We start from the raw sequence: 26,957 nt of genomic DNA, 5'->3' as shown, positions 1-26,957 counted from the left end.
AGCATACATCAGCAGAAAAATACCTACTTTGCCGATTAAACATTAATTATTTAATTAAATTGTAATCGTAATTCCAGCACACTAAAACTTTTTCCTCCGCCGTAGGCAGCGCATTTTGCTTTCATTACCTAATTTGTTATATGCAGTATGTATTCTTATGCCTGTGAAATGGTTTTTCTTTTTTTAAAACTAAGCCAGATACAATGAAAACAAAAAACCAGCCTTTATAGCTGGTTTTTAAGCTTCAAAAAAAGATTATTCGTTGAAATCGAATTCACAAACATTGAAAAAGCTGCAAAATAGTTCCATTGATTATTAGTGTATGACCAAAACCGTTTGCTTAATTTTCGTTATCCACTTCATTAATCCACTTCATTACTATTTACTTTTTTTCAAGAACAGCAGCTTTTCTGACCAAGCGGACAAACTCATTGCGATAGCCTTGAGGATCGTTACCCTTGGCATTATTTGCCCAGTTAGCAATCTGCTCGTAAGAAGTCTCTGCAAGTTCTGGGTTATGGCGCAGTTTCTGTCCAAATGCTGCCACAGCCGCTAAGAAACGAGTTTCAACCCCTGCCTGCTCAAAAGAATTTCTTAACGCTTTCTTCTCTATTGGGAAAGAAACCATTTCACTTTTTTTACTGCCAGGCTCTTTCCAACGTAATTTGAGATAAGCAATTTCTCCATTCTGAGCACCGGTAGGTTCCGTTTTTTCGCGTTGATAACGCAAAGGATCAATACTTGGTTTGGCTCCGGCAAGAGTAAGTTCGTACAGCACTGTTACCTTTTTACCTGCACCTATATCACCAGAATCCACCTTATCATTATTAAAATCTTCTTGTTTCAACTGCCGTTTTTCATAACCAATTTGACGATACTCCAGTACTTGGCGAGGATTGAATTCAATCTGTGCTTTTGCATCTTTAGCCACAGTAACTAAAGTTGCATTCATTTCTTCCTGTAATACCTTTTGGGCTTCCTGCAAACTATCAATATAGCTATAGTTTCCATTTCCTGCATCCGCAATCTGCACCATCATTGCATCATTAAAATTATCATCTCCAAAACCCAGTGTTGATAAGGTTATCCCTTTATCTTTTTCAGTGCTCACCAGTGCCTTTAATTCTTCATCATTGTTTATACCAACATTAAAATCGCCATCAGTAGCCAGTAATATGCGATTTATCCCACCTTTTACCTTGGCTTGTTCAGCTATTTTATAAGCCAGCTTCAGTCCTTCACCGCCAGCTGTACTGCCACCAGCCTCAAACTTATCAATTGCAGCCAGTATTTTGGCTTTATTGCTTCCTGATGTAGGTTCCAGCGCCACCCCTGCACTACCTGCATAAGTAACAATAGATACTTTATCCTGCGGGCGTAATCTGCTCACTAATAATTTTAATGATTTTTTTAATAAATCTAACCTATCCGGCCCTTCCATCGAGCCAGAGGTGTCAACCAAGAATACCAGATTTGATGGCGGTAACTCTTTAAATTGAACGTTTTCAGCCTTGATATTTACCCTCAGCAATACCTTGTTTGGATTCCATGGACTGGGTGTCAGTTCATAAGTCGCAGCAAACGGGGAGCCTAGGAGAGGTTTCAATACTTCATTCGAAACATCCGGAAAATAATTAATAAATTCCTCAACCCGTACAGCATCAGGATGCGGCATTCTTCCATTAGCTATAAACCGCCGACTATTTGCATAACTGGCCGTATCCATATCCAGACTGAATGTACTTACCGGCTCTGTAATCACTTGTTTTATAGGATTATCTGAATAATTTTTATACCTTGCTGTATCTGGCTGATTATGTTCGTACACAGTCTGCATAAATATGCTTGAAGTTTCAGCCCCTTTAAAGCCAATTCTGGATTCATAATTTCCTATCTTAGGCGCTGCATTGACCGCTACCGGAGCATCCTGCTTCACCCTACCTTTAGCATCACTTAGTGTATGAACTGAACCACAAGCGCTCAATAACCCTACAACCCACGCCACGAGTAGACAACGTCCGGTTTTACTAAGCTGTGAATTTATTATCAACATAAACACCTTTATTTATCAGAGTAGATGATATATTTAACATATAGCCTAAATAAATTCCAACCCATATATTAATTTTAAATAGTATTTAGCTTTGAAATTATCGAATAAAATTATGTTGTTGGCAGAACTACGCACAACATAAAGACTGATTATTCAATCCACAGTTCGCTTTAATCATTTACCGGTATCAAGAAATCTTGAATATAATATTGAATTGCATATTCAATATTCATTCGCTTCAAGCTTGGAATATTGTTGCATTCAAATTGTTAATATTTATAAATAAAAAGAGGAAATGAAATGAGTATTTATTTTCTGGGTGGCGGTAATATGGCTACAGCCATCGTTGCAGGAATGAGCAAACAAGGCGGCTATGATATCGAAGTGATTGACCGTAATCTGGAAAAACGCCAACATTTGAGCAGCTGTTATCAGGTTAGGTGTAGTGAAAAACTACCTACCCTGAATGCTGATGACGTACTGGTGCTAGCAGTTAAACCACAGGATATGCAGCAGTCAACTGCCGGTATTGAGTTAAACGGTGCTTTAGTGCTGAGTATCGCTGCCGGATTAACCATCAATACATTGAGTCAGTTTCTTCAAAATCATCAGCGCATCATCCGCATTATGCCTAATACACCCTGTCAGATTGGCCTAGGTATTTCCGGTTTGTACGCACCATCTAATATTGATACAGCAGATAAAAATTTGGCCGAAAACATTATGCGTACCACTGGAGAAGTGGTTTGGCTGGACGAAGAAAGCGCCATTAACCGTATTGCTGGCATCAGTGGCAGTGGTCCGGCATACGTATTCTATTTTCTAAATGCTTTACAACAGGCTGCCATACAACAAGGATTCAGCACAAAAGAAGCTCATCAATTAAGTCTGGGCACATTCAAAGGTGCAGTTTCACTGGCAGAACAGTCTGGTACTGAATTTGTGCAGTTACAGAAAAATGTTACCTCCAAAGGGGGAACCACTTTTGCCGCCACATCAGTATTCGACCAGCATCAGCTGTCACAGGTTGTGGCTGATGGCGTGGCAGCCAGCGTTGCCCGTGCAGAAGAAATGCAACAACAACTAGCTCCTTAAGGTAACTTGTGATCAGTAAAACTATTTTTCTGTTAGCCAGTGCCCTAGCTATCATGTGCTGGGCACGGCTTTTGCTACAGTGGGGAAATTTGCCTTTTTTACATCCGCTGGCGCAATTCAGTGTACGAACAACCAATTGGCTAATACGGCCTTTACGCAGAATCGTGCCACCTCTAGGTAGATGGGATATCGCCTGCATTGTGGCTACCCTAATTATTTATTTTCTGGCTTCCATTATTAATCTCATTACCACTTTCGGCTGGACACAGCCAGATATGCGTAGCATAGCAGCCAGTTTATTTTCCAGTGTTCTGTTTTCACTCAGAGCCATGTGTTACGCGTTGTTCACCGGTCTGGTATTACGAATGTTTTTAAGCCTCTGCAAGCCATATTCAGTGCTTTTATTGACCCTACAGCGCATTTTCACCCCCCTTACCCGCCCTTTTGCTGTACTGCGCTTAGGTAGATATGATTTTTCTGCGACAGTGATTCTAATTGTATTATGGCTATGTCTAGATTGGTGGTTACCGCTAGCAGCAAATAAAATTTCATACTGGCTGATTAGTGGATAGTGTTGTCTAATGCAAATTTACGAATAGATTATAAAAACATGCTATCATGCCCGAACTTTTTTAACAGCCTGACAACTGGTTTATGTTGTTCAAAAACAGAGCTAGTTGTCAATTCCTGAGCTAATTGCTTAAATGAGCTACGCAAAAGAAAGACTGTATAATGGCTAAACTCACTGAACAAGACATCCAAGCATGGAACGGCCCTGAAGAAGAGTACATGAATGAAGAACATCAAGCCTTCTTCCGTGATTTGCTGCTGAAACTTCAGGATGAGCTGATTCACAATGCCAATAATACTGCCGGTCATTTGCAGGAACAATCTACCACTCCAGATCCGGCAGACCGTGCGACACTGGAAGAAGAATATGCTCTGGAGCTGCGTACCCGTGACCGCGAACGCAAACTACTTAGCAAAATTCAAGCCTCTTTACGTCAGCTGGATGAAGGGGATTATGGCTTCTGTCAAGATACCGGTGAACCTATCGGCCTGAAACGCTTACTGGCTCGACCAACTGCAACTCTGTCTGTCGAAGCACAAGAAAGGCGTGAGCGAATTAAAAAACAGTTTGTGGACTGATACTGAATTGATAAGCACCAAAAAACGCTTTCTGAAATAGAAAGCGTTTTTTTATTTGCCGCCAGAAATATTGTTTCAACTATTCCGCTTATCAAGATTGCAATAATAGGCAGTGTCTCATACTTTTTTCTGCCACCAGTAATTCCCATATCACCAGACAAAAAATCAAACTTAAAAAATTAAATTTCTACCAAGCATTTACCCTGTAGCAGTAAAGCTTTTACCGGTGCAAAATCCTGACGATGCTGGGGTAATACCCCAAATTGCCGGAGAGCAGCCAAATGTGCGGCCGTACCATAGCCCTTGTGCCGGTCAAAACCATATTGAGGGTATTGCTGGTGCAATGCATACATTTCTGCATCCCGTGCCGTTTTAGCCAGAATCGAAGCTGCCGACACAGCAGCTATTTTCAAATCTCCTTTTACTACAGCTTCTGCCGGCAAGGTTAAATCAGCAGGTATGCGATTGCCATCTATCCAGACTTTGCTAGGAACAGTATGCAAATTCATCACCGCACGAGCCATCGCGCGCATAGTGGCAAACAGAATATTATACTGATGAATTTCACTGACATCGGCTGCGGCTACAGACCATGCAGTTGCCTGCTGTTTAATCTGTATCGCCAGCTCATCACGTTTTTTTTCAGATAATTTTTTGGAATCAGTGAGACCGGGTAAATCATAATTTGCCGGCAGAATCACGGCTGCAGCATAAACACTGCCCACTAAAGGGCCACGTCCAGCTTCGTCCACACCGGCATGAGCGGGTAATACACCTAAATCGAAGCTCATACCTGCCCCGTAGCGTGCTGGAGCACAGCCTGTGCAGCTAGTTCGTCAGTGTTCAAACGCAACTGCTGATGCAGTGCCAAAAAATCTGTTCGCAGGCTTTCAATTTCCTGTGGCGATTCATACCATTGGATCACCGCCTGAGCCAGCTTCTGCGGGGTAGCATTTCCCTGTAAGAGCTCCGGCACCACGCCTCTGTCCAACAAAATATTAGGCAACCCAACATAAGGCACTTTAATTTTATGTTTTACATAAGCATAGGTTAATGGCGATATCTTATAACTGATTACCATTGGACACTGACACAAGGCTACTTCTAGCGTAGCCGTACCACTGGTTACCAGAGTCACATCAGCAGCCTGACATGCCATTTCCGCATGCGCAGACATCAAACGTACTGGCAGTTTTTGCCATGCCGGCTGCGCCAGTAAAGTTTGCATCCGCTGCCGCGTTGCCGCAGTAGCCAGTGGCATTAAAAACTCAGCCTGCGGATAGCGCTGGCGGATGATTTCGGCTGCCTGTAAAAACAATGGCGCCATAAAATCAATTTCACTCACCCGACTACCCGGCATTAATACAAATACCGGAGCCTGCTCAGGTAGTTTCAATTGCTGGCGTCTGGCCTGACGATCAACCTGCAACGGCAATGTCTGCGCCAGTGGATGACCGACAAAACGCGCTCGCCCGCCTGCTTGTCGATATAATTCCGGCTCCATCGGAAACAAACACAGCACTTCATCAACTTGCCTGACGATTTTTTTTACTCGCTTGCGCCGCCAGGCCCATACAGACGGGCTAACATAATGCACAGTGGCAATACCGGCATGTTTTAAACTTTCTGCCACACCCAGATTAAAATCCGGCGCATCTATTCCTACAAACACCTGCGGTCGAATCGTTTTCAGTGCATGAATTAAGCCTCGGCGAATGGCCAGAATTTCCGGAAGTTTTTTTACAACTTCTACAAAACCACGTACCGCCAGCTTTTCCTGATCATATAAACTGCGAATACCTGCAGCAAGCATACGCGGCCCACCGATACCCACAAACTGCACATTTGGATAACGGGCACGTATGGCATTCATAAGATGGGCGCCAAGCAAGTCACCGGACGCCTCCCCAGCACACAAGGCTATGGTTAACGAGGGCAGTTCAGTTGCAGTTTTATTCATAGCGGGATAGCATAGTGATAAACAGCTCGCAGAGTCAGGCTTTAAAGATTACCAGTTTAACAGGCGATATCTGCCTGTAAAAGGATAAGGCTATAAAAGCTAAAAGCCCAAGCAAAGGGCTTGGGCTTTTAATCTGGGGTGGCTGATGGGGCTCGAACCCACGACAACTGGAATCACAATCCAGGGCTCTACCAACTGAGCTACAGCCACCATTAAAACTTTTCAAACTTGGTGCGCCCGACAGGAATCGAACCTGTAACCCCCGGCTTAGAAGGCCGGTGCTCTATCCGGTTGAGCTACGGGCGCGTACTCTCAAATCTATCCGGATAAGGATTCAGTCGATGTGGTCGGGGTGGTGGGATTCGAACTCACGACCCTCTGCTCCCAAAGCAGATGCGCTAACCAGGCTGCGCTACACCCCGACGAGAGAGGCGAACTATACAGCTCTGAAAAACCATCGTCAAGAGGTAAACCTAATTTTTTTGCCATATTTTTGAAATATTGCCGATTTATGGTTGCACACAATCAATAAAAGCAGATGAAAGCAAGGCTAAAAAATGCGACAATGCCATTTTTCTGAGTTTCAGCTGCTGGTTGCCCGCCAACAGCCTCTTTATTTATCTTTCTGTCTGGAATTAGCTAATGACCGCTCAACTCATTGATGGCAAAAAAATTTCCGAACAAATTCTGCAAAAACTCGCGGGTCGTGTGCAGCAGCGGCTGGATAATCAGTTACGCCGTCCTTGCCTAGCGGTCGTACTGGTAGGCGAGGACCCAGCCAGTGCTGTGTATGTACGCAATAAAAAACGTGCCTGCGAAACCATCGGCTTTGAATCACGCAGTTATGAACTACCTACTCAGACCAGTGAATCAGAATTGCTGGCACTCATTGATGAAATGAATGCCGACAAGGGTGTAGATGGTATTCTGGTACAGCTACCTTTACCAAAACATATAAATGGTCAGCTAGTACTAGAGCGGATTGTGCCGCATAAAGATGTCGACGGGTTCCATCCGTATAATGTAGGCCGTCTGGCAGTAAAGATGCCGCTAATGCGTCCGTGCACACCGAAAGGTGTAATGACCTTACTGGAAGCTTATCAAATTGATGTAGCCGGTAAAAAAGCTGTAGTAGTAGGTGCATCAAATATCGTTGGCAGACCGCAGGCTTTAGAGCTTCTGTTGGCTCGAGCCACAGTTACAGTTTGTCACAGCGCGACGCAGAATCTGGCACAGGAAGTCGCAGCAGCCGATATTGTTGTAGTGGGTGTAGGCCAACCGAATTTTGTCAAAGGTGAATGGATTAAACCTGGCGCAATCGTCATAGATGTAGGAATAAATCGGTTGGAAAACGGCCAGTTATGCGGTGACGTAGCATTCGCCAACGCTAGAGAACGCGCAGCGATGATAACTCCAGTGCCAGGTGGCGTCGGCCCCATGACAATCGCCTCTTTGATGGAAAATACGCTGCAAGCTGCTGAACTACACGATGCACAACTAAACTGAATTTCCTTCAGGTCTGATTCGGAAATCAAATGAACAGCAAACCTGTACAGACAGCAATCAATTTTGCAAAACTGATCTGAAAACTCAGGTTAGCATTAACATTTTACCAATCAGTCCATTAGCCAATATATCTTCGTATAAACAACAGAATAAAACCAAATGGCGTAAAAAACGCCATCATAACCGGAAAACTCTGCCAAATAGCATGCGAATCCAGACAATGCTGGCACGATTAATGAAATGGCTGTTATGGTTTATTCAACAACATAAAGTGATATTGATTCAATGTATCAGTTTTTCATCGACACTTGGGCTGCACTGCGTATGCAGTTTTACCCTAAAACGCATTACCGTTATTCGCCGTTTATCTTTATTGCCGTACTCTTGGCATTAGGCCTAATGAGTATTGCGAACATGTCACCCTTTCTCGGACATCAACTGGGTATCAGTGCTTTTATTATGGTATTAACTGTATTGCGCTGGGCGGTTCTGAGTTTTTCCATGCAATCCATTCTTAGCTACTACAACCGGCAGCCCGGACAATGGTATGGTTACATACTGGTCACTGAAGCGCTAACTCTGCCCATGGTAGCTATACTGTACTTTCCACACGCATTAGCCATGCCCGGAATGGCGTGGATGATCTGGACCATAGTGGTTCAAGTAGGTGGTTTTGTCCGCATTAGCCAGCAAAATGTATTTAAAGTAGCCTTGGCTTATATTGTCTATTGTTTCATCACTTGTCTAGTCGGCAGTGTAATTCTATTAATTTTCAGCGGCATGGGTTGGTTAGATTTAAACACTATGGCACAGTCTTTCCAGCAAATGGTCACACTGCCTGCTGCCGAAAACGGCTTACGCTGAACAGATGAGGAATTAAGCTGGTTCCGCTATAATAATACATGGTGTTTTTAATGCGAATCAGATAATTGAATTAACCAATTTTGCATTCCAAACTTGAAATTTACCTAATCAGTTTTGTTGATTTGAAAAGGAATAAGCATGACGTTAAAAGTTGCCATTAATGGTTATGGCCGTATCGGCCGCCAGATATTGCGTGCCATCTATGACTATAACCTGCGCAACCAGTTTGAAATTGTCGCGATAAATGCCAGTGGCACATTGGAAACCAGTGCCCATCTGACAAAATTCGATACCGTTCATGGCCGTTTCACCGCAGATGTTTCATTTGATGATGATGCTTTAATTATCAACGGCGACCGTATCCGCTTTTTCGCTACTCGCAATCCGGCAGAACTGCCTTGGGGTGAATTAGGTATTGATCTGGTACTGGAATGTACTGGTGCATTTACCAGCAAAGAAAAAGCTAGCGTCCATATACAGAGTGGCGCTAAGAAAGTTTTGATATCCGCTCCCGGTGGTTCTGATGTAGATGCCACTGTAGTATACGGCGTGAATCATCAGGTACTCACACCAGAAATGACTGTAGTATCCAATGGTTCCTGCACAACCAACTGTCTGGCTCCGGTAGCCAAAGCTATTAATGACGGACTGGGCATGGTAAAAGGTTTGATGACAACCATTCATGCATTTACTAACGATCAGGTTCTGACCGATGTACGGCATAAAGATTTACGTCGTGCCCGTAGTGCAGTGGAAAACCTGATTCCAACCAAAACCGGTGCCGCCAAAGCTTTAGGACTGGTACTGCCGGAACTACAGGGCAAATTCGACGGCTTCTCTGTGCGTGTACCAACTATTAATGTTTCACTGGTAGATCTAACTTTTGAGGCAGCTCGCGACACCAGCATTGAAGAAGTGAATGCCATCGTTAAAGCGGCCAGTGAAGGCAGTATGCAGCATATTCTGGGCTATAATAGCCTACCATTGGTTTCAAGTGATTTCAATCACTTACCTCAGGCATCTGTATTTGACAGTACCCTCACCAAAGTTACCAACGGCAATATGGTAAAAGTACTGGCATGGTACGATAATGAATGGGGCTTTAGCTGCCAGATGCTGAATACCGCCCGCGCCATGTTCAACATGGAAGTGACACCGTTCGCCTGAGCTACGCTCAGCATAATGGCAGGCTGTCTGAAACCATGTAGTTTTCAGGCAGCCTGAATACATTTATGTATAGCCTAACGCATAAACAAAATCACAAAACTTAGCGTACCACTATCCACGTCATATTAAGATCTGGTCGCTTAACCTGACACTTTTATTAATTTTAAATTCCAAGCAAACAAATCGCTGATTCTCTATTTTGCTTCCTTGAGGCACAGATTATGCTTAACTATCATTTGCAACCACACTCACTGACCCAGCATTTGTGGCATGTTCGTCTCAGTTTCACTCAGCTCGATAATCAGAATTTCACCTTAAGCCTACCCAACTGGCTGCCCGGTAGCTATATGATTCGTGACTTTGCCCGCCATATCGTTACTTTAACGGCCAGTTGCAACAACTCCCCCGCAACAGCAGAGCAGATAAACAAAAATACATGGTCTTGTAAAGGACTGGCGGGTAAATGGGAAATCAGCTATCTGGTTTATGCTTTTGACAGTTCTGTACGTGGATCATTTTTAAATACCGAGCGTGGCTTCTTCGATGGTGCATGCCTGTTTTTACGCCACAATCAACGCCAGCAGGAAGCCTGCCAGTTAATTATCAGCGGTCTGCCGGAAAACTGGGATATTGCTACCACTATGCCCGCGGCTTCATTGCCACGGGTTTATCAGACTGGCAACTATCGTGCATTGATAGACTATCCGGTGGAAATGGGCTATCTGTTGCGTCTGCCCTTCACTGCGGCAGGCATCGAACATGAGATTGTCATTAGCGGACATTTTTCTCAGTTTGACCAGCAACGTCTCGTCCAAGATGTTGCTAGAATATGCGCCTGTGAAATAGCTATGTTTGACGCACCGCCACCTTTTGAGCGTTACAGCTTTCTATTGCACGTCGGCAATGGCATTTACGGCGGGTTGGAACATAGATCATCATCTGCACTGATGGCCGACCGGCATGATCTGCCGCAGACAAATGGCAAAAACAGCGAAGCTTACATTACTTTATTGGGATTATTCAGCCACGAATATTTCCATGCATGGAATGTAAAATCCATCATTCCAGCTGCATTTGCCAATAATGAATTGAACACCGAAGCCTATACCCATCTCTTATGGGCTTTCGAGGGCATCACTTCCTACTATGATGATTTGTTTCTGGTGCGCAGCGGCGTCATTACACCAGCTCAATATCTGCATTTACTAGCCAAAACTATTACACGAGTGCAGCAGGGAGCGGGACGACTTAAGCAAACTCTGGCTGAATCCAGCCTTACCGCGTGGACCAAATACTACAAACAGAATGAGAACAGCGCCAATGCCATTGTCAGCTATTACCAGAAAGGGGCTTTGGCTGCCATGTGCTTGGATCATCATATTCGCCAGCACACCAAACATCAGAAAAATCTAGACGACGTGATGCGCGCACTATATCAAGACTGGCGGCAGCGAGGATTAGGTCTGGCTGAAAATGAGTGGCTCAAAATCGCGCGCGAGACCACCGGTATTGATTTAACACAAGTTTATCAGCAGTACATCATGACCACATCTGATTTACCTATGGCTGAAAAATTACATCAGACTGGTGTATCACTGCATTGGGCTGCTCTGCCACTCCAGCATGGGGGCGCTTACATAGAGGAGCCTACAGCAAGCGAGCAGACTTGTGCCGATTTAGGTGCAAGGTTTAAACCTGCAACACTCGGAATCACCCTGCAACAAGTATTCAATCAGGGTAGTGCAGAAAATGCTGGCCTGAGTGCCGGTGATCAGCTCATCGCACTCAATGATGAAATCATTACGGACTTTAGCACGCAATGGGCACGTATCCATATTGGCGAAACGGTACGGATTCACTTTATCCGAGATGGCCTGCTGCGACAATCCAGCTTATTGGCCCAACCGGCAATAACCGATACAGCCCTACTCAGTATTGAGAATACTCAGCTGTTACAACAATGGTTGCAGCCACAACCCCTAAAATAACCGCCAGACTGAAACAATAATTCTATTTTTATAAATATCCTAGATTTCATGCCAGCTGATTTACATCTGACTCTTGTCCTGCCCGGTTTACTGTGGCCGCATCAGGATATTATCGTGCCGGTAGTACCATTACCGGCATTGGATAAGTTACGCCATTGGGGTCAATTTTCCGCACAAACCTCTAGTAGAAGCCAGCTTTTCCGGCAGCACCTGTGGCAAGGTTCGTGGGTACAACAGGTATGTGGGCAGTATAACCTTGATTCGAGTGGTAACAGCCTGATTGCCACACCCATCAGTCAGATAGCCGGAATGCATCAACTGCAATATATTGATGGAAAATCTCTTTCTTTATCCATAGAAGAAGCAAGCGCTTTCTGTAGTGTATTGAATAAATGGTTACAGGCAGAAAATTGGCAGTTTCATCCAGTAAAAGCCAATTTGTGGCTGTTGACCTCCTCACAAAGAATGGCATTTAGCGTGCCATCGATACTGGATCTCGGTGGCAGCATTAACTCAGAAATAAAACCAACTGGTACCGATGCACTCTTAATTTTACAACGACAGACCGAACTGCAAATGCTGCTGTATCAGCACCCGATCAATCAGCAACGCAGTGCCCGCGGCCTACCTACCATCAACAGCTTATGGTTTGAGCCAGACAGCGCAGGCACAGCAGACAGTAAAATTCCGTTGTATACCAATAGCTCTTGGGCAGTTAATACACATGAGCTACCCGCTAATTATGCTGCATTAGCAGATACCATGTTTGGCAAAGATAAAGATAAAATTGTGTTGTTTAATGATGCATTATGCACCGCCGTCAATCAGGGCGATGTATACCTTTATACCCAGATACTGCAACAATGGGAGCAGGACTGGTGGCAACCCTTGTTAAACGCACTGCAAAACAAGCAACTCCGGCAGCTAAATATTCATTGCGAAAACGGCCTGCTTCAAATCCGTAAACCCTGGCTAAACTTTTTCCGGCATAAAGCCAAACCATTTAACGGATTAAGTCTATGAAGCCCGCCTGCATTGTTACCCGCCCGGTAGATACCCATGCCGAACAAACCCTACTAGCACAGGGCGTTGAACCATTACTGGCAAGATTGTATGCCACACGCGCCATTAAAAATAAACTTGAAACGGAATCCAGCCTTTCTGCCCTGCTACCATTTCATAGTCTAAAGAATATTCATGCTGCCAGTGAACGCTTGGCGCAAGCAATCGCACAACAAGAAAAAATTCTGATTGTGGCTGATTATGATGCCGATGGCGCTACTGCCTGTGCTCTGGCTATGCGAGGCTTACAAGCCATGGGCGCCATAACTGACTTTTTTGTACCAAATCGTTTTGAGCATGGATACGGACTGACAGCAGAAATTGCTGTGCTTGCTGCTCAGGCTGGCGCCGATTTGCTGCTAACAGTGGACAATGGCATAGCCAGTGTAGATGGTGTACAGCGTGCACACCAACTGGGTATGGATGTATTGATTACCGACCATCATTTACCCGCCGAGCAGCTGCCTGAATGCATTATTGTTAATCCTAACCAGCCCGGTGATGAATTCCCCAGCAAAGCACTGGCCGGTGTCGGCGTGATGTTTTACGTACTGATGGCCTTGCGTCACCATTTGCGTCAGCACAACCAGTTCAGTCAAGTCCCCGAACCAAATCTGGCACAATGGCTTGATCTAGTTGCATTAGGTACCGTTGCCGATGTCGTCCCCCTTGATCAGAACAACCGTATTCTGGTCGCACAGGGGCTCAAGCGCATGCGTGCCGATAAAATGCAACCCGGTATACGCGCCCTATTTCAGGTAGCTAAACGTAAAATACATCAGGCTCAGGCATTCGATCTGGGCTTTGCCATTGGTCCACGGCTAAATGCTGCCGGCCGGCTGGATGATATGAGTTTAGGCATAGCCTGCCTTTTATCAGATGATATACACAACGCAGCAAACTTAGCGGAACAACTGAACGATTTAAACCAAGAGCGCCGGCAAATACAACGCAGCATGCAAGATGAGGCCAATTTGCAGCTAGCAGACATTAATACCGAAAGTAGTTTCAGTATTGTCGCCTATCACAACAGCTGGCATCAGGGCGTCACCGGCATTGTTGCCGGCCGTTTGCGCGAAACCTTTCATCGACCGAGCATTGTGTTTGCACAAGCTGAAAACGGCATACTGCGCGGATCTGGTCGTTCCATTTCTGGTCTACATTTGCGTGATGCTTTAGATATGGTCAGCAAAAGACAACCGGAAATCATTCAGAAATTCGGCGGACATGCCATGGCTGCTGGATTAAGCATTGTCGAAACACAATTACCCGCTTTCCGGCGTGAATTTGAAACAGTATGCCGGCAACTTATCCAGCCAGCCGATCTGAATCAAACATACCAGACCGATGGTTCATTAGAACCCCAACATCTGAATTTAGCCACAGCCCAGCAACTGGCAGCGTTGGTGTGGGGGCAAAGCTTTCCCCCTCCCTCTTTCTGCGACGAATTCAACGTTGTCAGCCAGCAAATCGTTGGCACTGGTCACGTAAAGGCAGTGTTACGCAAGAGCAACTGCGAATGTGAAGCCATGTTTTTTCGGTGCAACGTCACTTTGCCTGAACGTATTCGCGTGGTTTATCGGCTTATTGCCAATGAATGGCGCCAGCAACTTGAATTACAGCTATATGCAGATTACTGGGAAAATTGTACCTGAAGAGATATTGAGGCTGTTTAAATACATAAATTCACTTATAATTAGCACAATCAAACATTAACATGGCTTTTTTTGCGCTCCTGTATCTGTAATTGGCCATTACGCCACAAACAGATAGGCTAAAAGGAAGAGCAGCCAGATAAATGCACAATTAACTAAGTGTAAACTTAAAAAGAGATAAAGACAGGAATTAACTGGTATGAGTGTAGGATTGATTCGAGTTTTATATAAGCACCAGATTATCGATGCAGAAAAAGCTGAAAAACTGCGTCAGGAGCTTGAGCAGAAACGTCCAGTTATACCGATGCTGTTGCAGTCTGGTGTCATCGATGCTGATAAACTGGCCAGCTTCCTATCCAAGGTATTCAGTATTCCTTACCTCAATCTGGAACTATATAACCAAAGCCTTGTACCGCAGGACTTAATCAATCTGAAAATCATGCAGCAATATATCTGCGTGCCCATTTTCAAACGTGGAAATCGTCTGTTTCTGGCTGTATCTGACCCCACTTCCATTCAGCATTATCAGAAAATTGCCACAGATGCCGGCTGCATCCTGAATTTGGTTATTGTACGCGATGATCAGTTGCGTCAGATACTTGAAAATCTCGGACAGGAATCCACCAGCCTACTAGAAGGAATGGATACAGTTGGTGATGCTGAAGCAACAGGCAATAATGCCATGTCTGCCGATGATGAGGACGGTGAAAACGGGCCTGTGGCCAGATTTGTCTTCAAAGTATTGAATGATGCACTCAACAGCGGCGCCTCAGATATTCACTTTGAATTTTACGAAGAAATGGCAAGAGTACGTTTTCGTATTGACGGGCAGCTACGAGAAGTAGTGCGTATGCCACTGAATATTAGAAACCAGATTGCCTCCCGTATTAAAGTGATGGCTAAACTGGACATTTCAGAAAAACGTATACCTCAGGATGGCCGAATTCAGATTCAATTCCGCAAAGGCGCCAAACCGATTGACTTCCGTGTCAGTACCCTTCCGACCCTGTTTGGTGAAAAAATTGTGATGCGTATTCTGAATTCGGATGCCGCTACCCTAAATATCGAACAGCTCGGCTTCGAACCATTTCAGAAAGAATTACTGCTGGAAGCCATTCACCGGCCTTATGGTATGGTACTGGTTACTGGCCCAACCGGTTCCGGTAAAACTGTATCCCTTTACACCTGCCTGAATATTCTGAATACCGACAGTGTGAACATTTCTACTGCAGAAGATCCTGCGGAAATTAATTTACCCGGTATCAATCAGGTAAATGTAAATGATAAACAGGGACTGACATTTGCCGCAGCTCTAAAATCTTTCCTACGTCAGGATCCAGACATCATCATGGTGGGGGAAATCCGGGATTTAGAAACGGCCGATATTGCCATCAAAGCAGCACAAACCGGTCATATGGTATTTTCTACCCTGCACACCAATAATGCGCCTGCCACCTTATCACGTATGCTGAATATGGGGGTTGCTCCATTCAACATCGCAAGTTCAGTGAATCTGATTATGGCACAGCGTCTGGTTCGACGTTTATGCACCTGCAAAGCACCAGCCGAACGGCCACCAGAATTCGCACTCAAAAAAGCCGGTTTCTCTGATGAAGATCTAGCTAAAGAATGGACATTTTATCGGCCGGTAGGCTGTGAGCGCTGTAAAGGCAAAGGTTACAAGGGGCGCGCTGGTGTTTATGAAGTAATGCCTATCAGTGATGAAATGCAGAGAATCATCATGAACAATGGTAATGAAGTCGATATCAGTCAGCAGGCGCATAAAGAAGGACTGGTCGATTTGCGTCATGCTGGTCTGCTTAAAGTTATGGAAGGCATCACTTCGCTTGACGAAATTCTAGCCACCACCAACGATTAAATCCATCGCCCATTTATCTAATTAATACAATACTGTGAGAAAAACCATGAACAAACCAGTAGCAGTATCCAAAGCTAAATCTACCGGCATCAGCTACAGCTTTGAAGGAAAAAACATCAAAACTGAGCAGATTGTACGCGGCGAAGTAGTGGCAAAAGATGAGGCAGAAGCCCGTGCCAAACTTAACCGACGACAGATTCGTGTAATTCAGATAAACAAAGTCAAAAAACAGCGTCAGAAAAAAATCAGTCCGGCGGATATAACTGTCTTTACTCGACAATTATCAACCATGATGAAATCCGGTTTACCGATGATGCAGGCTTTTGATATCGCAGCCAAAGGCCACTCAAACCCTGCTATGACCCAAATGCTGATGCAAATCCGTTCTGATGTTGAGCAGGGTACATCATTAGCTGATTCTTTTGCCAAATATCCAAAGTATTTTGATCGATTTTATTGCAATCTGGTACGTGCAGGCGAAACAGGCGGTGTATTGGAAGCCATATTAGATAAACTGGCCGTATACAAAGAAAAAACTCAGGGAATCAAGAAAAAGGTTAAAAGTGCTTTGACCTATCCGGTAGTAGTGGTAGTTGTCGCAATTGCATTGGTAATCGTCATGATGATGTTCGTTTTACCATCATTCGGTAAAGTTTACGAAGGTATGGGCGTTCCTCTGCCAGGGCTTACACAATTCATGATGAATATTTCTAATTTCTTTGTCCACTTTGGAGTATTTATTATCATTGCACTCATAGCAGGTGTAATTGGACTAATAAAATGGTATCAGAACTCAGATGATTTGAAAAAACGTTTTGATTATATGTTATTGAAAATGCCCATTTTTGGCCAAATCGTACGTAAAGCCACAATTGCCCGCTGGGCGCGCACAACAGCAACCTTGTTTGCTGCCGGCGTCCCCTTAGTAGAAGTACTTGACTCAGTTGCCGGAGCAGCGGGCAATATCAAATATGAAGAAGCGACACAGGAAATTCGAGCCAAGGTTAATCAGGGTATCTCCCTCACCTCTGCCATGCAGGCTACTGAATTATTTCCCAATATGGTGATGCAAATGGCCTCTATTGGCGAAGAGTCCGGATCACTTGATGATATGTTAAATAAATCAGCCGAATTTTATGAAGAAGATGTAGATACTGCTGTTTCACAGCTATCCTCTTTGATGGAACCCATTATCATGGTAGTACTGGGTTTGATCGTCGGTGTTATTCTGGTTGCTATGTATTTACCACTCTTCAACATCGGTAATGCAGTAGGTTAAGATCAGATGTTATCAGATACACTGTTTTTCTCCATCATCGCATTAATAACAGGTTTAGCTGTAGGCAGCTTTCTAAACGTAGTCATCTATCGTCTGCCGATCATGATGGAACGCAGCTGGCAGGCTGAAGCACGAATAGCATTGCAATTACCGGCAGAAAATTTTGCCCGTTTCAATCTTTGCGTACCCCCGTCAGCCTGCCCCCATTGCCAGCATAAAATTCGCTGGTGGCAAAATATACCATTGATAAGTTATCTTCTCTTACATGGTCGTTGTGCTGCTTGTGCAAAACCGATTAGCCCTCGCTATTTCTGTGTCGAACTGCTTACCGGACTAGCGTTTGCCGCAGTAGTATGGCGCTATGATGTAACACCAGTCGCCGCCGGTGGTCTGGTTTTGACAGCTGCGTTGATAACATTAACATTTATCGATGCTGATACTCAGCTCTTGCCAGATCAGATTACTTTGCCATTACTGTGGCTGGGATTACTGTTTAATTGGTATAGTGAATTTGTATCCTTATCTGCAGCTATATGGGGAGCAGTAGCAGGCTATATGAGCTTGTGGTCACTGTTTTGGCTATTCAAGCTCATAACCGGAAAAGATGGCATGGGTTATGGTGATTTTAAACTGCTGGCTGCTCTAGGCGCATGGATGGGTGCTGCTGCATTGCCATTAATTGTATTTATAGCTGCTATTGTTGGCATCATTGCCTCTTTGATACTCAAAGTTGCCCGCAGTCAGCCAATGGCTTTTGGCCCGGCTCTAGCAATCTCCGGCTGGATTGTTTGGATGGCCAACAGCCAAATTAGCCAGCTCATTCACTGGTGGTTGCAACTTTCTGGATTCAATGCATGACAATCTGGGTTGGACTAAGCGGTGGAATTGGTAGCGGCAAAACCACTGTAGCCAGTTGTTTTGCTAGCTTAGGTATACCAGTAATAAATGCCGATGAAATAGCCCATCAGCTTACTGCACCACATGGTTTAGCATTACCTGAAATCAAAAAACAATGTGGCAGCCAGCTATTTCTGGCAGACGGCAGTCTGGATCGGAACCAACTGCGTAACTGGGTATTTGCTGATTCAACCCATCGCCAACGACTGGAAAACATACTTCATCCGCTCATCTGGCAAGGGTTGCAACAGGCCAAACAGCAAATTTCTCCAGACAAACAATATGGCATTATTGAAATACCACTACTGGCGGAAAAACCCGAATTTCAAAAACTGGTGCAGCGTATACTTATCATCGAAGCTCCTGTTAATCTTTGTATACAAAGAGTTCAGCTTCGTAGTGGTCTAGACGAATCCACAATACGTGCTATTATGGCGCAACAGGCTGACAGCAAGAGCAGAAAAGTTATTGCTGATGACACAATTACTAATGATGGCAACTGGCCACAACTTGAGCAGGAAGTCCTGAAGCTCCATCACTTCTATCAGGCTTTACCACCATCCACGTTATGACAGATATAATCCATTTCGAGCATCCCTTGTCCGAGCGCGTGCGGAATTTTTTACGTATCGCCTACTTGTTCAGGCACTTTCATGAAGTCGTAGTACGCAAGGAAGTCTGGGCACATCACTGTGCATTGTTTTCACTGTTTGAAATCATGGAAGCTGCCGCGCGTGCTGAGCTCAAATTGGATATTCTACAGGAGCTGGAACGTCAAAAAGGTCTGGCACGACAACGTGGTGAAGATGGTAAGGATGCACTTGAAACCATTCAGACAGCAATATCTAATTTACAGAATGTTCAACAGAAATTTGGACAACATCTGCGTGAAAATGAATGGCTGATGGCCATCAAACAAAGAATATTTGTACCTGGCGGTACCAGCCCATATGATTTACCCTCATATTATTACTGGCAGCAGAAAAATCCAGAAGAACGCGAAAGCCAGCTACGACAATGGATTCAAAGCCTGCTCCCAACTTATGAAGCCATCAGCTTACTACTGGAAATCCTGCGTCACAATAGTCTGTCTGTAGAGTGTGTAGCAAATGCAGGCAGCTATCAGCACAACAGTTTGGGTCAGAATATCCACTTGCTTGGTATTAATGTTGCCCAACATGAAACAGCCTTGCCAGAAGTTTCTGCTAATAAATATTTCACCCATATTCGCTTTTTACAAGCATCACAACAACAGGCACGCGGATTAGTACTTACCACCGACATTCCGTTCACGCTCGTAATGTGTAGCTTCGATGCAGTAATCAAATAATGACTGAAAAAATCATCACCGTTACTTGTCCTACTTGTGGTCAAAACGTCGCCTGGATTACAGCAAACCGTTTCCGGCCGTTCTGTTGCGAACGCTGTAAAATGATTGATTTGGGAGCATGGGCCAGTGAAAGCTATAACTTGCCGGCAGATGAAGATCAACCTCTGAGCGAAGAACTCAAACCATCAAAGCATTAACCTATATTGATTACATTATCCCAAACACTTACAGATATTCATTCAACCTATGACATCCCCCGCTCTTAGCATTCATCAGGCAGTCAAAACCTACTCCAACGGTTTTACCGCCCTGAAAGGCGTCAGTTTCAGCGTTCAATCAGGTGAGTTTTTTGGCCTCCTTGGCCCTAATGGTGCCGGCAAAACCACCCTTATCTCTGCAATGGCAGGACTCAGCCGTCTGACTTCCGGTCACATCAGCATTTGCGGCCACGATGTACAACGTGAACCCAATACCACCCGTAAACTTCTTGGTGTTGTACCTCAGGAGCTGGTTTTTGATCCATTTTTCAGCGTGCGCGAAGCATTGCTGTTTCAATCCGGTTATTTCGGCTTACATAAAAATGACGAATGGATCGATGAAATCATTACCAATCTTGGCTTGGCAGATAAAGCCAACACCAATACTCGTAACCTTTCCGGTGGCATGAAACGCCGTGTTATGGTGGCACTGGCTCTGGTACACCGCCCACCCGTTATTGTATTGGATGAGCCCACCGCTGGCGTCGACGTAGAATTACGCCAAAACCTGTGGCAATTCATTACCAGACTAAACAAAGCCGGCCATACCATCATTCTAACCACACATTATCTTGAAGAAGCACAATCATTGTGTAATCGGATCGCCATGCTGAAACATGGTGAAATTGTGGCATTAGATAGTACCGAGAATCTGCTGCACGCAGAAACCGATAAACAACTGGCCTTAACACTTGATCAAAAATTACCAGAAAACCTGCGTCAGCAAATCATCAAGGAAGATGGCTACAACTACCTTCTGAAACTAGCAGACTACAGCCAATTGGCCACTATGCTACAAAGCCTGCAAAACCAAAATATAAATGTCAGAAACCTACAAATACTAGAGAATGATCTTGAAAATGTTTTCCTGCGCCTCACCAGCGACCACATGAAAGATGAAAAATGAATATCACTGGTTGCTACACATTATTAAAAAAAGAAGTCTTGCGCTTCTGGAAAGTAGGGTTTCAAACCCTATCTGCACCTATTTTGACCGCTTTACTCTATCAGCTGATATTTGCACAAGTCATGAAAGGACGCCCAGATATCCTGCCTGGAGTTAGCTATACGGCCTTTCTGATACCGGGTTTGGCTATGATGTCCATGCTACAGAATGCCTTTGCCAACTCCTCCTCAAGCCTAATTCAGTCACGTATTACCGGTAATCTTATATTTATCCTATTACCACCTCTGGGTACAGCGGCATTCTTCTGCGCTTATGTTGGCGCCTCAATTTTGCGCGGATTAATGGTTGGCATCGGAGTGATTGCTGTCACTGCCTTTTTCGGTTTACCCATTCCACACCATCTTGGTTGGATAATCATCTTCGCTTTACTGGGCTGCGCCATCATGGGCATGTTTGGTCTGTTAGCAGGCATAGTCGCAGAAAAATTTGACCAATTAGCTGCTTTCCAAAACTTCCTAATTATGCCTTTAACATTTCTTTCAGGTGTATTTTATTCCATTAATAGCCTACCTTCATTCTGGCGAACCCTCAGCCATTTCAATCCGGTTTTTTACATGATTGATGGCTTCAGATATGGTTTTTTTGGTCAGAGTGACTCCTCACCATGGCTAGCACTTACCGTAGTAAGCAGCTTTGCCATTATTATGTGTATTCTTGTCTGTGCCATCCTAAAATCTGGCTGGAAATTACGCAATTAGACAAACTAAAACGCTATAATAGCCGCCATTTATCACTAGCTTTTCTGGAGCCCGTCATGTTAACACCTGAAGAGGTAAAAGCCATGATTGCCAATCTGTTACCGTGCGAATATCTCGAAGTAGAAGGAGATGGACACCATTTCTTTGCTCGGATTGTGTCTAGTGCCTTTACCGGAAAAAACCGTCTGGCTCGTCATCGCATGATAAAAGATGGTCTCGCACAACAAATTGCCAGTAATGAATTACATGCACTTTCCATCACCACAGCTGCAACACCGTCTGAATGGGCAGAAAAACAGCAATAAACAATATAGAAAACCTATTTCTGCCAAATCTAGAGAATTAATATGGAAAAATTAAAAATCCGCGCTAATGGCGCATTAAACGGCGAAATCTTTATCTCCGGCGCCAAAAATGCAGCACTTCCCCTGCTGTGCGCGTCTTTACTGACAAGCGAAACACTGCATTTGACCAACGTACCAATGTTGCGCGATGTTAAAACTACCCAAAAGCTATTACAAGGCATGGGCGCACGTGTACTGACCGACAATATAGAGGAATTTGAAATCAACTGTAGCGGTATAAATAATACCTGTGCACCCTACGAATTGGTCAAAACCATGCGTGCCTCCATATTGGTGCTAGGACCAACACTGGCACACTTTGGTGAAGCTCAAGTCAGCTTGCCGGGCGGATGCGCCATTGGTTCAAGACCAGTAGATCAGCATTTAAAAGGGCTCGAAGCCATGGGTGCCGAAATTACTATTGAACACGGATACGTCAAAGCTCGTGCCCAAAGATTAAAAGGTGCTCATATCGTCATGGATATGGTTACCGTCACTGGTACTGAAAACCTGCTGATGGCAGCCACCCTTGCAGAGGGTACTACCATTCTAGAAAATGCAGCTATGGAGCCTGAAGTCACCGACCTTGCCGATTGTCTCGTAAAAATGGGCGCCAACATTCAAGGCATCGGTACACCTACTCTGACCATTACCGGAGTGGAAAAACTACATGGTTGCACACACCGCGTTGTGCCTGACCGCATTGAAGCCGGAACATTTTTATGTGCCGTAGCCATGACCGGCGGTAAAGTCGTACTACGAAACGCTGCCCCTAAAACCATGCAAGCGATTCTGGAAAAACTGAGTGAAGCTGGAGCCATTATAGAAGCCGGTGATGATTGGATCAGTATCGATATGCAACAGCCCCCCCGCGCCGTTGATATCCGTACCCTTCCTTATCCCGCATTTCCCACCGATATGCAGGCACAGTTTATGGTTATGAATACCATAGCCAACGGTAACAGCAAAGTGGTGGAAACCATTTTTGAAAACCGATTCATGCACGTACCCGAACTCAATCGCATGGGTGCCAGAATATCCGCTGAAGGCAACACAGCCATTGTAGAAGGTGTTGAGCAGCTATCCGGCACCACCGTTATGGCTACCGACCTGCGCGCATCAGCCAGTCTGGTATTAGCCGGACTGGTGGCCAGTGGTGAGACCATTGTAGAGCGTATTTACCATCTGGATCGCGGTTATGAAAATATCGAACAAAAACTGGGTGGAGTAGGCGCCATTATTGAGCGCGTCAGCGATTAAAAATTCTCGAATATTAAAAGGGTGTACGGAAATTTTCGCACACCCTTTTTGTTTTTATTTGAATCGTTAAATAGCTCAATTACACCACATTAATATTAATACTCTATAAAAATTTATAGAGTAAGCTTTTCTTCAGATATTACGGGATCTAATTATCTGTATTCATAGCATGTTAAGAGAATTATAAAATATTCAGTTTGAGACTTCTAATCAATGCTAAATAAGAAATAAATCATACTGATACAGATAATATCCTATTATCATAAAATTTCCAACAGTGATACACTCAATACCTGTCTTAGATAAAATATGTAAAATGAAAACGATTTTTAGTTAACACAATAAAATTAAAAATGTAGGAAAATCATATTTTTATCACTGAACTTTGAATTAACGGTTATAAGTTTTATCCAGCTATCTGTGCAGGATACTTCTGGTTATATCATGATTGATTTGAATGTCGTGCAAGCTTTAAATCATGAAATCCACCATTTCTGGCAGTCTAAACATGGTTAAGCGTAGCGGTTTAAACCAGACTACCTGTTCTGGTTGCAAATTCAATGTGCGGAATTCAGCCGGAGAGAGCCACACTTGAACTCGCTGTTTATTATTATAACGGCACAGCCATAATCTTATTTGTGCACCAATAATATGTATTTCTTCCACTATAGCTGAATCTATGACATTACTTTGGTTTTCCGTTAATATTTGTATTTCTTGCGGACGCACATAGACAGTTACATTTTGGCGTGTCCGCTCACCAGTGGTGACAGGTTCACGATAGTGCCCTAGACACAATTGCCCCTGTTCAATACAAGCATCTTCAAATACATTTACTTCACCCAAAAACTCCGTCACAAAAACATTTTCAGGATGATCATACAAAGAAGCTGCTGCACCGCTTTGCTCGATTTTGCCCTGATTCATCACCACAATCTGATCAGCCATTTCCAGCGCCTCTTCCTGATCATGAGTGACCAGCACACTGGTAATACCCAATTGATGATGTATTTCTACCAGCCACTGGCGCAATTCCTTACGTACCTTAGCATCCAGTGCACCAAAAGGTTCATCTAGCAACAGCAATTTTGGTTTGGTAGCCAGAGCACGTGCCAGTGCAATACGTTGACGTTGGCCGCCGGATAATTGCTGCGGGTATACTTTAGCCAGCCATTCCAACTGCACCAGCTTCAGTAATTCTTCCACTCGTGCTGCTATTTCATCTTTATCGGGACGGACACGTCGTGGCATTACTTTAAGACCAAAAGCGACATTTTCAAACACGGTCATATGTCGAAACAGCGCATAATGCTGAAACATAAAGCCTACCCGCCGTTCCCGTACATGCAGATTGCTGACCTCCTCATCCCCAAAAAAAAGTTCACCGGAATCTGCATATTCCAACCCCGCAATGATACGCAGCAACGTGGTTTTGCCACAACCTGAAGGTCCCAGTAAAGCGGTTAATGAACCATTAGGCACCTGTAGATTGATATCCTGTAAGGCAGGATATTCGCCATAAGATTTATTCAAATGCTGGATACGGATACTCATAATCGCTACTCAATGCTATGTACCTGACTGTTTAATTGGTTACTGCTATACGTGCACGTTGTGCATCCCTATACATACGTGTCTGGCGCCAGTCGAGATACTTTTGCAACAGTAGTGTACATAAGGCCAGTAAGGCCAAAAGGCTGGATACAGCAAACGCACCTACCATGTTGTATTCGTTGTACATCATCTCTACCAGTAGCGGCATAGTATTGGTTTCGCCACGAATATGTCCGGAAACCATACTTACTGCGCCAAACTCTCCCATTGCACGAGCATTTGTCAGGATAATGCCGTATACCAGCGCCCATTTCAGATTCGGTAAGGTGACACGCCAAAACATCTGCCAACCACTGGCACCGAGTATCAGTGCCGCCTGCTCTTCACTACTACCCTGAGCCTGCATTAATGGAATTAATTCCCGCGCCACAAACGGAAAAGTAACGAACAAAGTAGCCAATATCATGCCGGGAATAGCAAAGATAACTTGCACACCATGCGCTTCCATCCAGCTTCCAAGCCAGCTATTGCTGCCAAACAACAATACAAACATCAGACCAGCCACAACTGGAGAAACAGCGAATGGTAGATCCAGTAATGTTGTCCACAACTGCTTACCCCGAAATGTAAAATGGGTTAACACCCATGCCATAGCCACACCCAATACCACATTAATCGGTACCACAATCAGGGTAATTAACAGTGACAAACGCATAGCAGCCAGAGCTTCATCATCCAGCAAAGCAGCCATATATAGTTTCCAGCCCTTTGCCAGCGCATAACTAAATACGGATAATAAGGGTAGAAGCAGCAATACACTCAGACACAATAAAGTTATGCCAATAAGTAAATAACGCAACCATTTTGGCTCAGTGAGCAATGCATTGGTCTTCACGATACTCATCAGTAGCGCCCCTGTGTACGACTGCTTAAACGCCATTGCCATAAATTTAGTGTTAATAAAATAACAAAAGATATTACCAACATAAATAGCGCCACAGCCGCTGCAGCCGGTAAATCAAAAAGCTCAAATTTACTAACAATAATGAGCGGCAGAATTTCTGATTTAAAAGGTACATTACCTGCAATAAAAATGACAGAACCATATTCCCCCGTTGCCCTTGCAAATGCCATTCCTGCCCCCATCACCAGTGCTGACAATACTTCCGGCAATAATACCCGAAACACTATAGTGAATCTGGATGCGCCTAGAATTGCTGCGGCCTCTTCATATTCGCCCGATAATTCAGCCAGCACAGGCTGTACTGCTCGTACCACAAACGGCAAGCTAACCAGCAATAAAGCCAGCCAAATACCTGTGGGGGTAAAAGCTACCTGTAAGCCCATATTGGTAAATATTCTGCCTATCCAGCCTGTAGGAGCATATAAAGTAGCCAGCGCCACCCCCGTTACTGCTGTTGGTAAAGCAAAAGGCAAATCGACCAATGCATTAACCATATCCTTGCCCCAGAACTGATAGCGTACCAGTACCCAAGCAACTAAAGTTCCTAGCAGCACACTGGCTAGCATAGCCAGTAATGACATTTTCAGAGTGAGCCACACAGCTGCAAGTGTGCGTGGCTCAGAAATCACTCGTATAAAGCCAGACCAGCCCAAATCAGTCACAGTCCACACCAGCATGGCAAAAGGCAATAACACCAGTAATGACAGCGATAGTACACTTACACCCAGACTAAGAGAGAATCCGGGCAATACAGATGGCTGTTTCATTAACAGCATAATTTTTCTCCCATATGCCCGACTGCTATAAACATTACCGGCAACACTAAAGAAAAATATACCGGTAAATTGAAATCAGTCCTATTTAGGCTAAATACCTACAATAACGTGGCTAAAAATGACAAACAGAACAAAACAACAAAGACTACCGCATTCTGCTCTGCAATAGGCAGCCAACAATATAAAAGGCCGTAGAGACAATTGAGAAAGAATATATTTTTGTAACTTAATAAGTCACAGTTATAACCCATTA

The 26,957-nt window shown here is 44.3% G+C and carries 25 protein-coding genes and 3 tRNA genes; 19 read left to right on the top strand and 9 right to left on the bottom strand.

The annotated features are described in order from the left end of the window. Positions 1–382 precede the first annotated feature (382 nt). Positions 383–2,053 carry a vWA domain-containing protein gene (locus tag BHC43_RS02915; protein ID WP_100156476.1) on the bottom strand — a complete coding sequence of 557 codons (1,671 nt, stop codon included), beginning with the start codon at positions 2,051–2,053 and terminating at the stop codon, positions 383–385. 300 nt (positions 2,054–2,353) lie between these two features. On the opposite strand from BHC43_RS02915, the gene proC reads away from it, so the two are divergent. The 3 genes from proC to dksA all read left to right on the top strand — a co-directional run bounded on the left by proC (position 2,354) and on the right by dksA (position 4,297). Continuing rightward, positions 2,354–3,148, top strand: a complete 795-nt coding sequence (proC, locus tag BHC43_RS02910; protein ID WP_100140826.1) for a pyrroline-5-carboxylate reductase — start codon at positions 2,354–2,356, stop codon at positions 3,146–3,148. 8 nt (positions 3,149–3,156) lie between these two features. Then, the gene (locus tag BHC43_RS02905; RefSeq protein ID WP_100156475.1) at positions 3,157–3,720 is read left to right on the top strand and encodes a YggT family protein; all 564 of its coding nucleotides are present in this window, start codon (positions 3,157–3,159) and stop codon (positions 3,718–3,720) included. Between the two features lie 160 nt (positions 3,721–3,880). Continuing rightward, positions 3,881–4,297 (top strand): RNA polymerase-binding protein DksA, encoded by a 417-nt coding sequence (gene dksA / locus BHC43_RS02900; protein ID WP_100140828.1) that lies wholly within the window; start codon positions 3,881–3,883, stop codon positions 4,295–4,297. A gap of 179 nt (positions 4,298–4,476) precedes the next feature. On the opposite strand, the gene rnhB is transcribed toward dksA, so the two are convergent. The 5 genes from rnhB to BHC43_RS02875 all read right to left on the bottom strand — a co-directional run bounded on the left by rnhB (position 4,477) and on the right by BHC43_RS02875 (position 6,679). Then, entirely contained in the window at positions 4,477–5,088 is a 612-nt protein-coding gene (gene rnhB / locus BHC43_RS02895; protein ID WP_100156474.1) for a ribonuclease HII, read from the bottom strand. After that, on the bottom strand, positions 5,085–6,257 hold the full coding sequence (gene lpxB, locus BHC43_RS02890) for a lipid-A-disaccharide synthase (protein ID WP_100156473.1): 1,173 nt from the start codon (positions 6,255–6,257) through the stop codon (positions 5,085–5,087). The genes rnhB and lpxB overlap by 4 nt, the downstream gene beginning before the upstream one ends. Positions 6,258–6,391: 134 nt before the next feature. Further along, positions 6,392–6,467, bottom strand: a tRNA-His gene (locus tag BHC43_RS02885). Between the two features lie 19 nt (positions 6,468–6,486). Further along, positions 6,487–6,563: transfer RNA gene (locus BHC43_RS02880), tRNA-Arg, on the bottom strand. A 38-nt stretch (positions 6,564–6,601) separates the two neighbouring features. Next, positions 6,602–6,679: transfer RNA gene (locus BHC43_RS02875), tRNA-Pro, on the bottom strand. Positions 6,680–6,899: 220 nt separating this feature from the next. Here BHC43_RS02875 and folD point away from each other — a divergent pair. The 16 genes from folD to murA all read left to right on the top strand — a co-directional run bounded on the left by folD (position 6,900) and on the right by murA (position 23,410). Then, the gene (folD, locus tag BHC43_RS02870) at positions 6,900–7,763 is read left to right on the top strand and encodes a bifunctional methylenetetrahydrofolate dehydrogenase/methenyltetrahydrofolate cyclohydrolase FolD (RefSeq protein ID WP_100140831.1); all 864 of its coding nucleotides are present in this window, start codon (positions 6,900–6,902) and stop codon (positions 7,761–7,763) included. A 285-nt stretch (positions 7,764–8,048) separates the two neighbouring features. Continuing rightward, positions 8,049–8,627, top strand: a complete 579-nt coding sequence (locus tag BHC43_RS02865; protein ID WP_100156472.1) for a hypothetical protein — start codon at positions 8,049–8,051, stop codon at positions 8,625–8,627. A gap of 138 nt (positions 8,628–8,765) precedes the next feature. Further along, the gene (gene gap, locus BHC43_RS02860) at positions 8,766–9,794 is read left to right on the top strand and encodes a type I glyceraldehyde-3-phosphate dehydrogenase (protein ID WP_100151384.1); all 1,029 of its coding nucleotides are present in this window, start codon (positions 8,766–8,768) and stop codon (positions 9,792–9,794) included. Between the two features lie 221 nt (positions 9,795–10,015). Continuing rightward, positions 10,016–11,782 (top strand): M61 family metallopeptidase, encoded by a 1,767-nt coding sequence (locus BHC43_RS02855; RefSeq protein ID WP_100156471.1) that lies wholly within the window; start codon positions 10,016–10,018, stop codon positions 11,780–11,782. A gap of 48 nt (positions 11,783–11,830) precedes the next feature. Then, positions 11,831–12,805: a hypothetical protein gene (locus BHC43_RS02850; protein ID WP_100156470.1), complete on the top strand. Its 975-nt coding sequence runs from the start codon at positions 11,831–11,833 to the stop codon at positions 12,803–12,805. After that, positions 12,802–14,499 (top strand): single-stranded-DNA-specific exonuclease RecJ, encoded by a 1,698-nt coding sequence (recJ, locus tag BHC43_RS02845; RefSeq protein ID WP_100156469.1) that lies wholly within the window; start codon positions 12,802–12,804, stop codon positions 14,497–14,499. Before BHC43_RS02850 ends, recJ begins: the two co-directional genes overlap by 4 nt. 199 nt (positions 14,500–14,698) lie before the next feature. Next, positions 14,699–16,378, top strand: coding sequence for a type IV-A pilus assembly ATPase PilB (gene pilB, locus BHC43_RS02840; protein WP_100151388.1), 1,680 nt, complete (start codon positions 14,699–14,701; stop codon positions 16,376–16,378). Between the two features lie 46 nt (positions 16,379–16,424). Next, complete coding sequence (locus tag BHC43_RS02835; protein WP_100156468.1) at positions 16,425–17,657, top strand: type II secretion system F family protein; 1,233 nt, start codon at positions 16,425–16,427, stop codon at positions 17,655–17,657. A 6-nt stretch (positions 17,658–17,663) separates the two neighbouring features. Next, positions 17,664–18,515 (top strand): prepilin peptidase, encoded by an 852-nt coding sequence (locus BHC43_RS02830; protein WP_100156467.1) that lies wholly within the window; start codon positions 17,664–17,666, stop codon positions 18,513–18,515. Further along, positions 18,512–19,126, top strand: coding sequence for a dephospho-CoA kinase (gene coaE, locus BHC43_RS02825; protein WP_100156466.1), 615 nt, complete (start codon positions 18,512–18,514; stop codon positions 19,124–19,126). The genes BHC43_RS02830 and coaE overlap by 4 nt, the downstream gene beginning before the upstream one ends. A gap of 5 nt (positions 19,127–19,131) precedes the next feature. Further along, the gene (zapD, locus tag BHC43_RS02820) at positions 19,132–19,884 is read left to right on the top strand and encodes a cell division protein ZapD (protein WP_100140881.1); all 753 of its coding nucleotides are present in this window, start codon (positions 19,132–19,134) and stop codon (positions 19,882–19,884) included. Continuing rightward, positions 19,884–20,081, top strand: a complete 198-nt coding sequence (yacG, locus tag BHC43_RS02815) for a DNA gyrase inhibitor YacG (protein ID WP_100140841.1) — start codon at positions 19,884–19,886, stop codon at positions 20,079–20,081. The genes zapD and yacG overlap by 1 nt, the downstream gene beginning before the upstream one ends. 49 nt (positions 20,082–20,130) lie before the next feature. Further along, positions 20,131–21,048, top strand: coding sequence for an ABC transporter ATP-binding protein (locus BHC43_RS02810; RefSeq protein WP_100156465.1), 918 nt, complete (start codon positions 20,131–20,133; stop codon positions 21,046–21,048). A gap of 2 nt (positions 21,049–21,050) precedes the next feature. Further along, the gene (locus BHC43_RS02805) at positions 21,051–21,806 is read left to right on the top strand and encodes an ABC transporter permease (RefSeq protein WP_100156484.1); all 756 of its coding nucleotides are present in this window, start codon (positions 21,051–21,053) and stop codon (positions 21,804–21,806) included. 56 nt (positions 21,807–21,862) lie between these two features. Continuing rightward, entirely contained in the window at positions 21,863–22,111 is a 249-nt protein-coding gene (locus tag BHC43_RS02800) for a BolA family protein (RefSeq protein ID WP_100140843.1), read from the top strand. Positions 22,112–22,153: 42 nt separating this feature from the next. After that, positions 22,154–23,410, top strand: a complete 1,257-nt coding sequence (gene murA, locus BHC43_RS02795) for a UDP-N-acetylglucosamine 1-carboxyvinyltransferase (RefSeq protein ID WP_100151393.1) — start codon at positions 22,154–22,156, stop codon at positions 23,408–23,410. Between the two features lie 471 nt (positions 23,411–23,881). Here murA and BHC43_RS02790 read toward each other — a convergent pair whose 3' ends face one another. The 3 genes from BHC43_RS02790 to cysT are packed head-to-tail and all read right to left on the bottom strand — an operon-like array spanning position 23,882 to position 26,704. Continuing rightward, positions 23,882–24,964, bottom strand: a complete 1,083-nt coding sequence (locus tag BHC43_RS02790; RefSeq protein WP_100156464.1) for a sulfate/molybdate ABC transporter ATP-binding protein — start codon at positions 24,962–24,964, stop codon at positions 23,882–23,884. 31 nt (positions 24,965–24,995) lie between these two features. Then, positions 24,996–25,868, bottom strand: a complete 873-nt coding sequence (gene cysW / locus BHC43_RS02785) for a sulfate ABC transporter permease subunit CysW (protein WP_100156463.1) — start codon at positions 25,866–25,868, stop codon at positions 24,996–24,998. Then, complete coding sequence (gene cysT, locus BHC43_RS02780; RefSeq protein ID WP_100156462.1) at positions 25,868–26,704, bottom strand: sulfate ABC transporter permease subunit CysT; 837 nt, start codon at positions 26,702–26,704, stop codon at positions 25,868–25,870. Before cysT ends, cysW begins: the two co-directional genes overlap by 1 nt. Positions 26,705–26,957 lie beyond the last annotated feature (253 nt).

The organism is Snodgrassella alvi (assembly GCF_002777855.1).
GTDB lineage: Bacteria > Pseudomonadota > Gammaproteobacteria > Burkholderiales > Neisseriaceae > Snodgrassella > Snodgrassella alvi_E.
This window is presented reverse-complemented; position numbering and strand designations above follow the sequence as displayed.

Excerpts from the sequence above, each read along its gene's own strand:
- rnhB (WP_100156474.1), bottom strand. The coding sequence starts at position 5,088 with ATGAGCTTCGATTTAGGTGTATTACCCGCTCATGCCGGTGTGGACGAA.
- BHC43_RS02830 (WP_100156467.1), top strand. The coding sequence starts at position 17,664 with ATGTTATCAGATACACTGTTTTTCTCCATCATCGCATTAATAACAGGT.
- BHC43_RS02915 (WP_100156476.1), bottom strand. The coding sequence starts at position 2,053 with ATGTTGATAATAAATTCACAGCTTAGTAAAACCGGACGTTGTCTACTC.
- folD (WP_100140831.1), top strand. The coding sequence starts at position 6,900 with ATGACCGCTCAACTCATTGATGGCAAAAAAATTTCCGAACAAATTCTG.
- BHC43_RS02800 (WP_100140843.1), top strand. The coding sequence starts at position 21,863 with ATGTTAACACCTGAAGAGGTAAAAGCCATGATTGCCAATCTGTTACCG.
- BHC43_RS02855 (WP_100156471.1), top strand. The coding sequence starts at position 10,016 with ATGCTTAACTATCATTTGCAACCACACTCACTGACCCAGCATTTGTGG.
- cysW (WP_100156463.1), bottom strand. The coding sequence starts at position 25,868 with ATGAGTATCGTGAAGACCAATGCATTGCTCACTGAGCCAAAATGGTTG.
- yacG (WP_100140841.1), top strand. The coding sequence starts at position 19,884 with ATGACTGAAAAAATCATCACCGTTACTTGTCCTACTTGTGGTCAAAAC.
- cysT (WP_100156462.1), bottom strand. The coding sequence starts at position 26,704 with ATGCTGTTAATGAAACAGCCATCTGTATTGCCCGGATTCTCTCTTAGT.
- BHC43_RS02810 (WP_100156465.1), top strand. The coding sequence starts at position 20,131 with ATGACATCCCCCGCTCTTAGCATTCATCAGGCAGTCAAAACCTACTCC.
- recJ (WP_100156469.1), top strand. The coding sequence starts at position 12,802 with ATGAAGCCCGCCTGCATTGTTACCCGCCCGGTAGATACCCATGCCGAA.
- proC (WP_100140826.1), top strand. The coding sequence starts at position 2,354 with ATGAGTATTTATTTTCTGGGTGGCGGTAATATGGCTACAGCCATCGTT.
- gap (WP_100151384.1), top strand. The coding sequence starts at position 8,766 with ATGACGTTAAAAGTTGCCATTAATGGTTATGGCCGTATCGGCCGCCAG.
- dksA (WP_100140828.1), top strand. The coding sequence starts at position 3,881 with ATGGCTAAACTCACTGAACAAGACATCCAAGCATGGAACGGCCCTGAA.
- pilB (WP_100151388.1), top strand. The coding sequence starts at position 14,699 with ATGAGTGTAGGATTGATTCGAGTTTTATATAAGCACCAGATTATCGAT.
- BHC43_RS02865 (WP_100156472.1), top strand. The coding sequence starts at position 8,049 with ATGTATCAGTTTTTCATCGACACTTGGGCTGCACTGCGTATGCAGTTT.
- lpxB (WP_100156473.1), bottom strand. The coding sequence starts at position 6,257 with ATGAATAAAACTGCAACTGAACTGCCCTCGTTAACCATAGCCTTGTGT.
- BHC43_RS02790 (WP_100156464.1), bottom strand. The coding sequence starts at position 24,964 with ATGAGTATCCGTATCCAGCATTTGAATAAATCTTATGGCGAATATCCT.
- murA (WP_100151393.1), top strand. The coding sequence starts at position 22,154 with ATGGAAAAATTAAAAATCCGCGCTAATGGCGCATTAAACGGCGAAATC.
- BHC43_RS02835 (WP_100156468.1), top strand. The coding sequence starts at position 16,425 with ATGAACAAACCAGTAGCAGTATCCAAAGCTAAATCTACCGGCATCAGC.
- coaE (WP_100156466.1), top strand. The coding sequence starts at position 18,512 with ATGACAATCTGGGTTGGACTAAGCGGTGGAATTGGTAGCGGCAAAACC.
- BHC43_RS02850 (WP_100156470.1), top strand. The coding sequence starts at position 11,831 with ATGCCAGCTGATTTACATCTGACTCTTGTCCTGCCCGGTTTACTGTGG.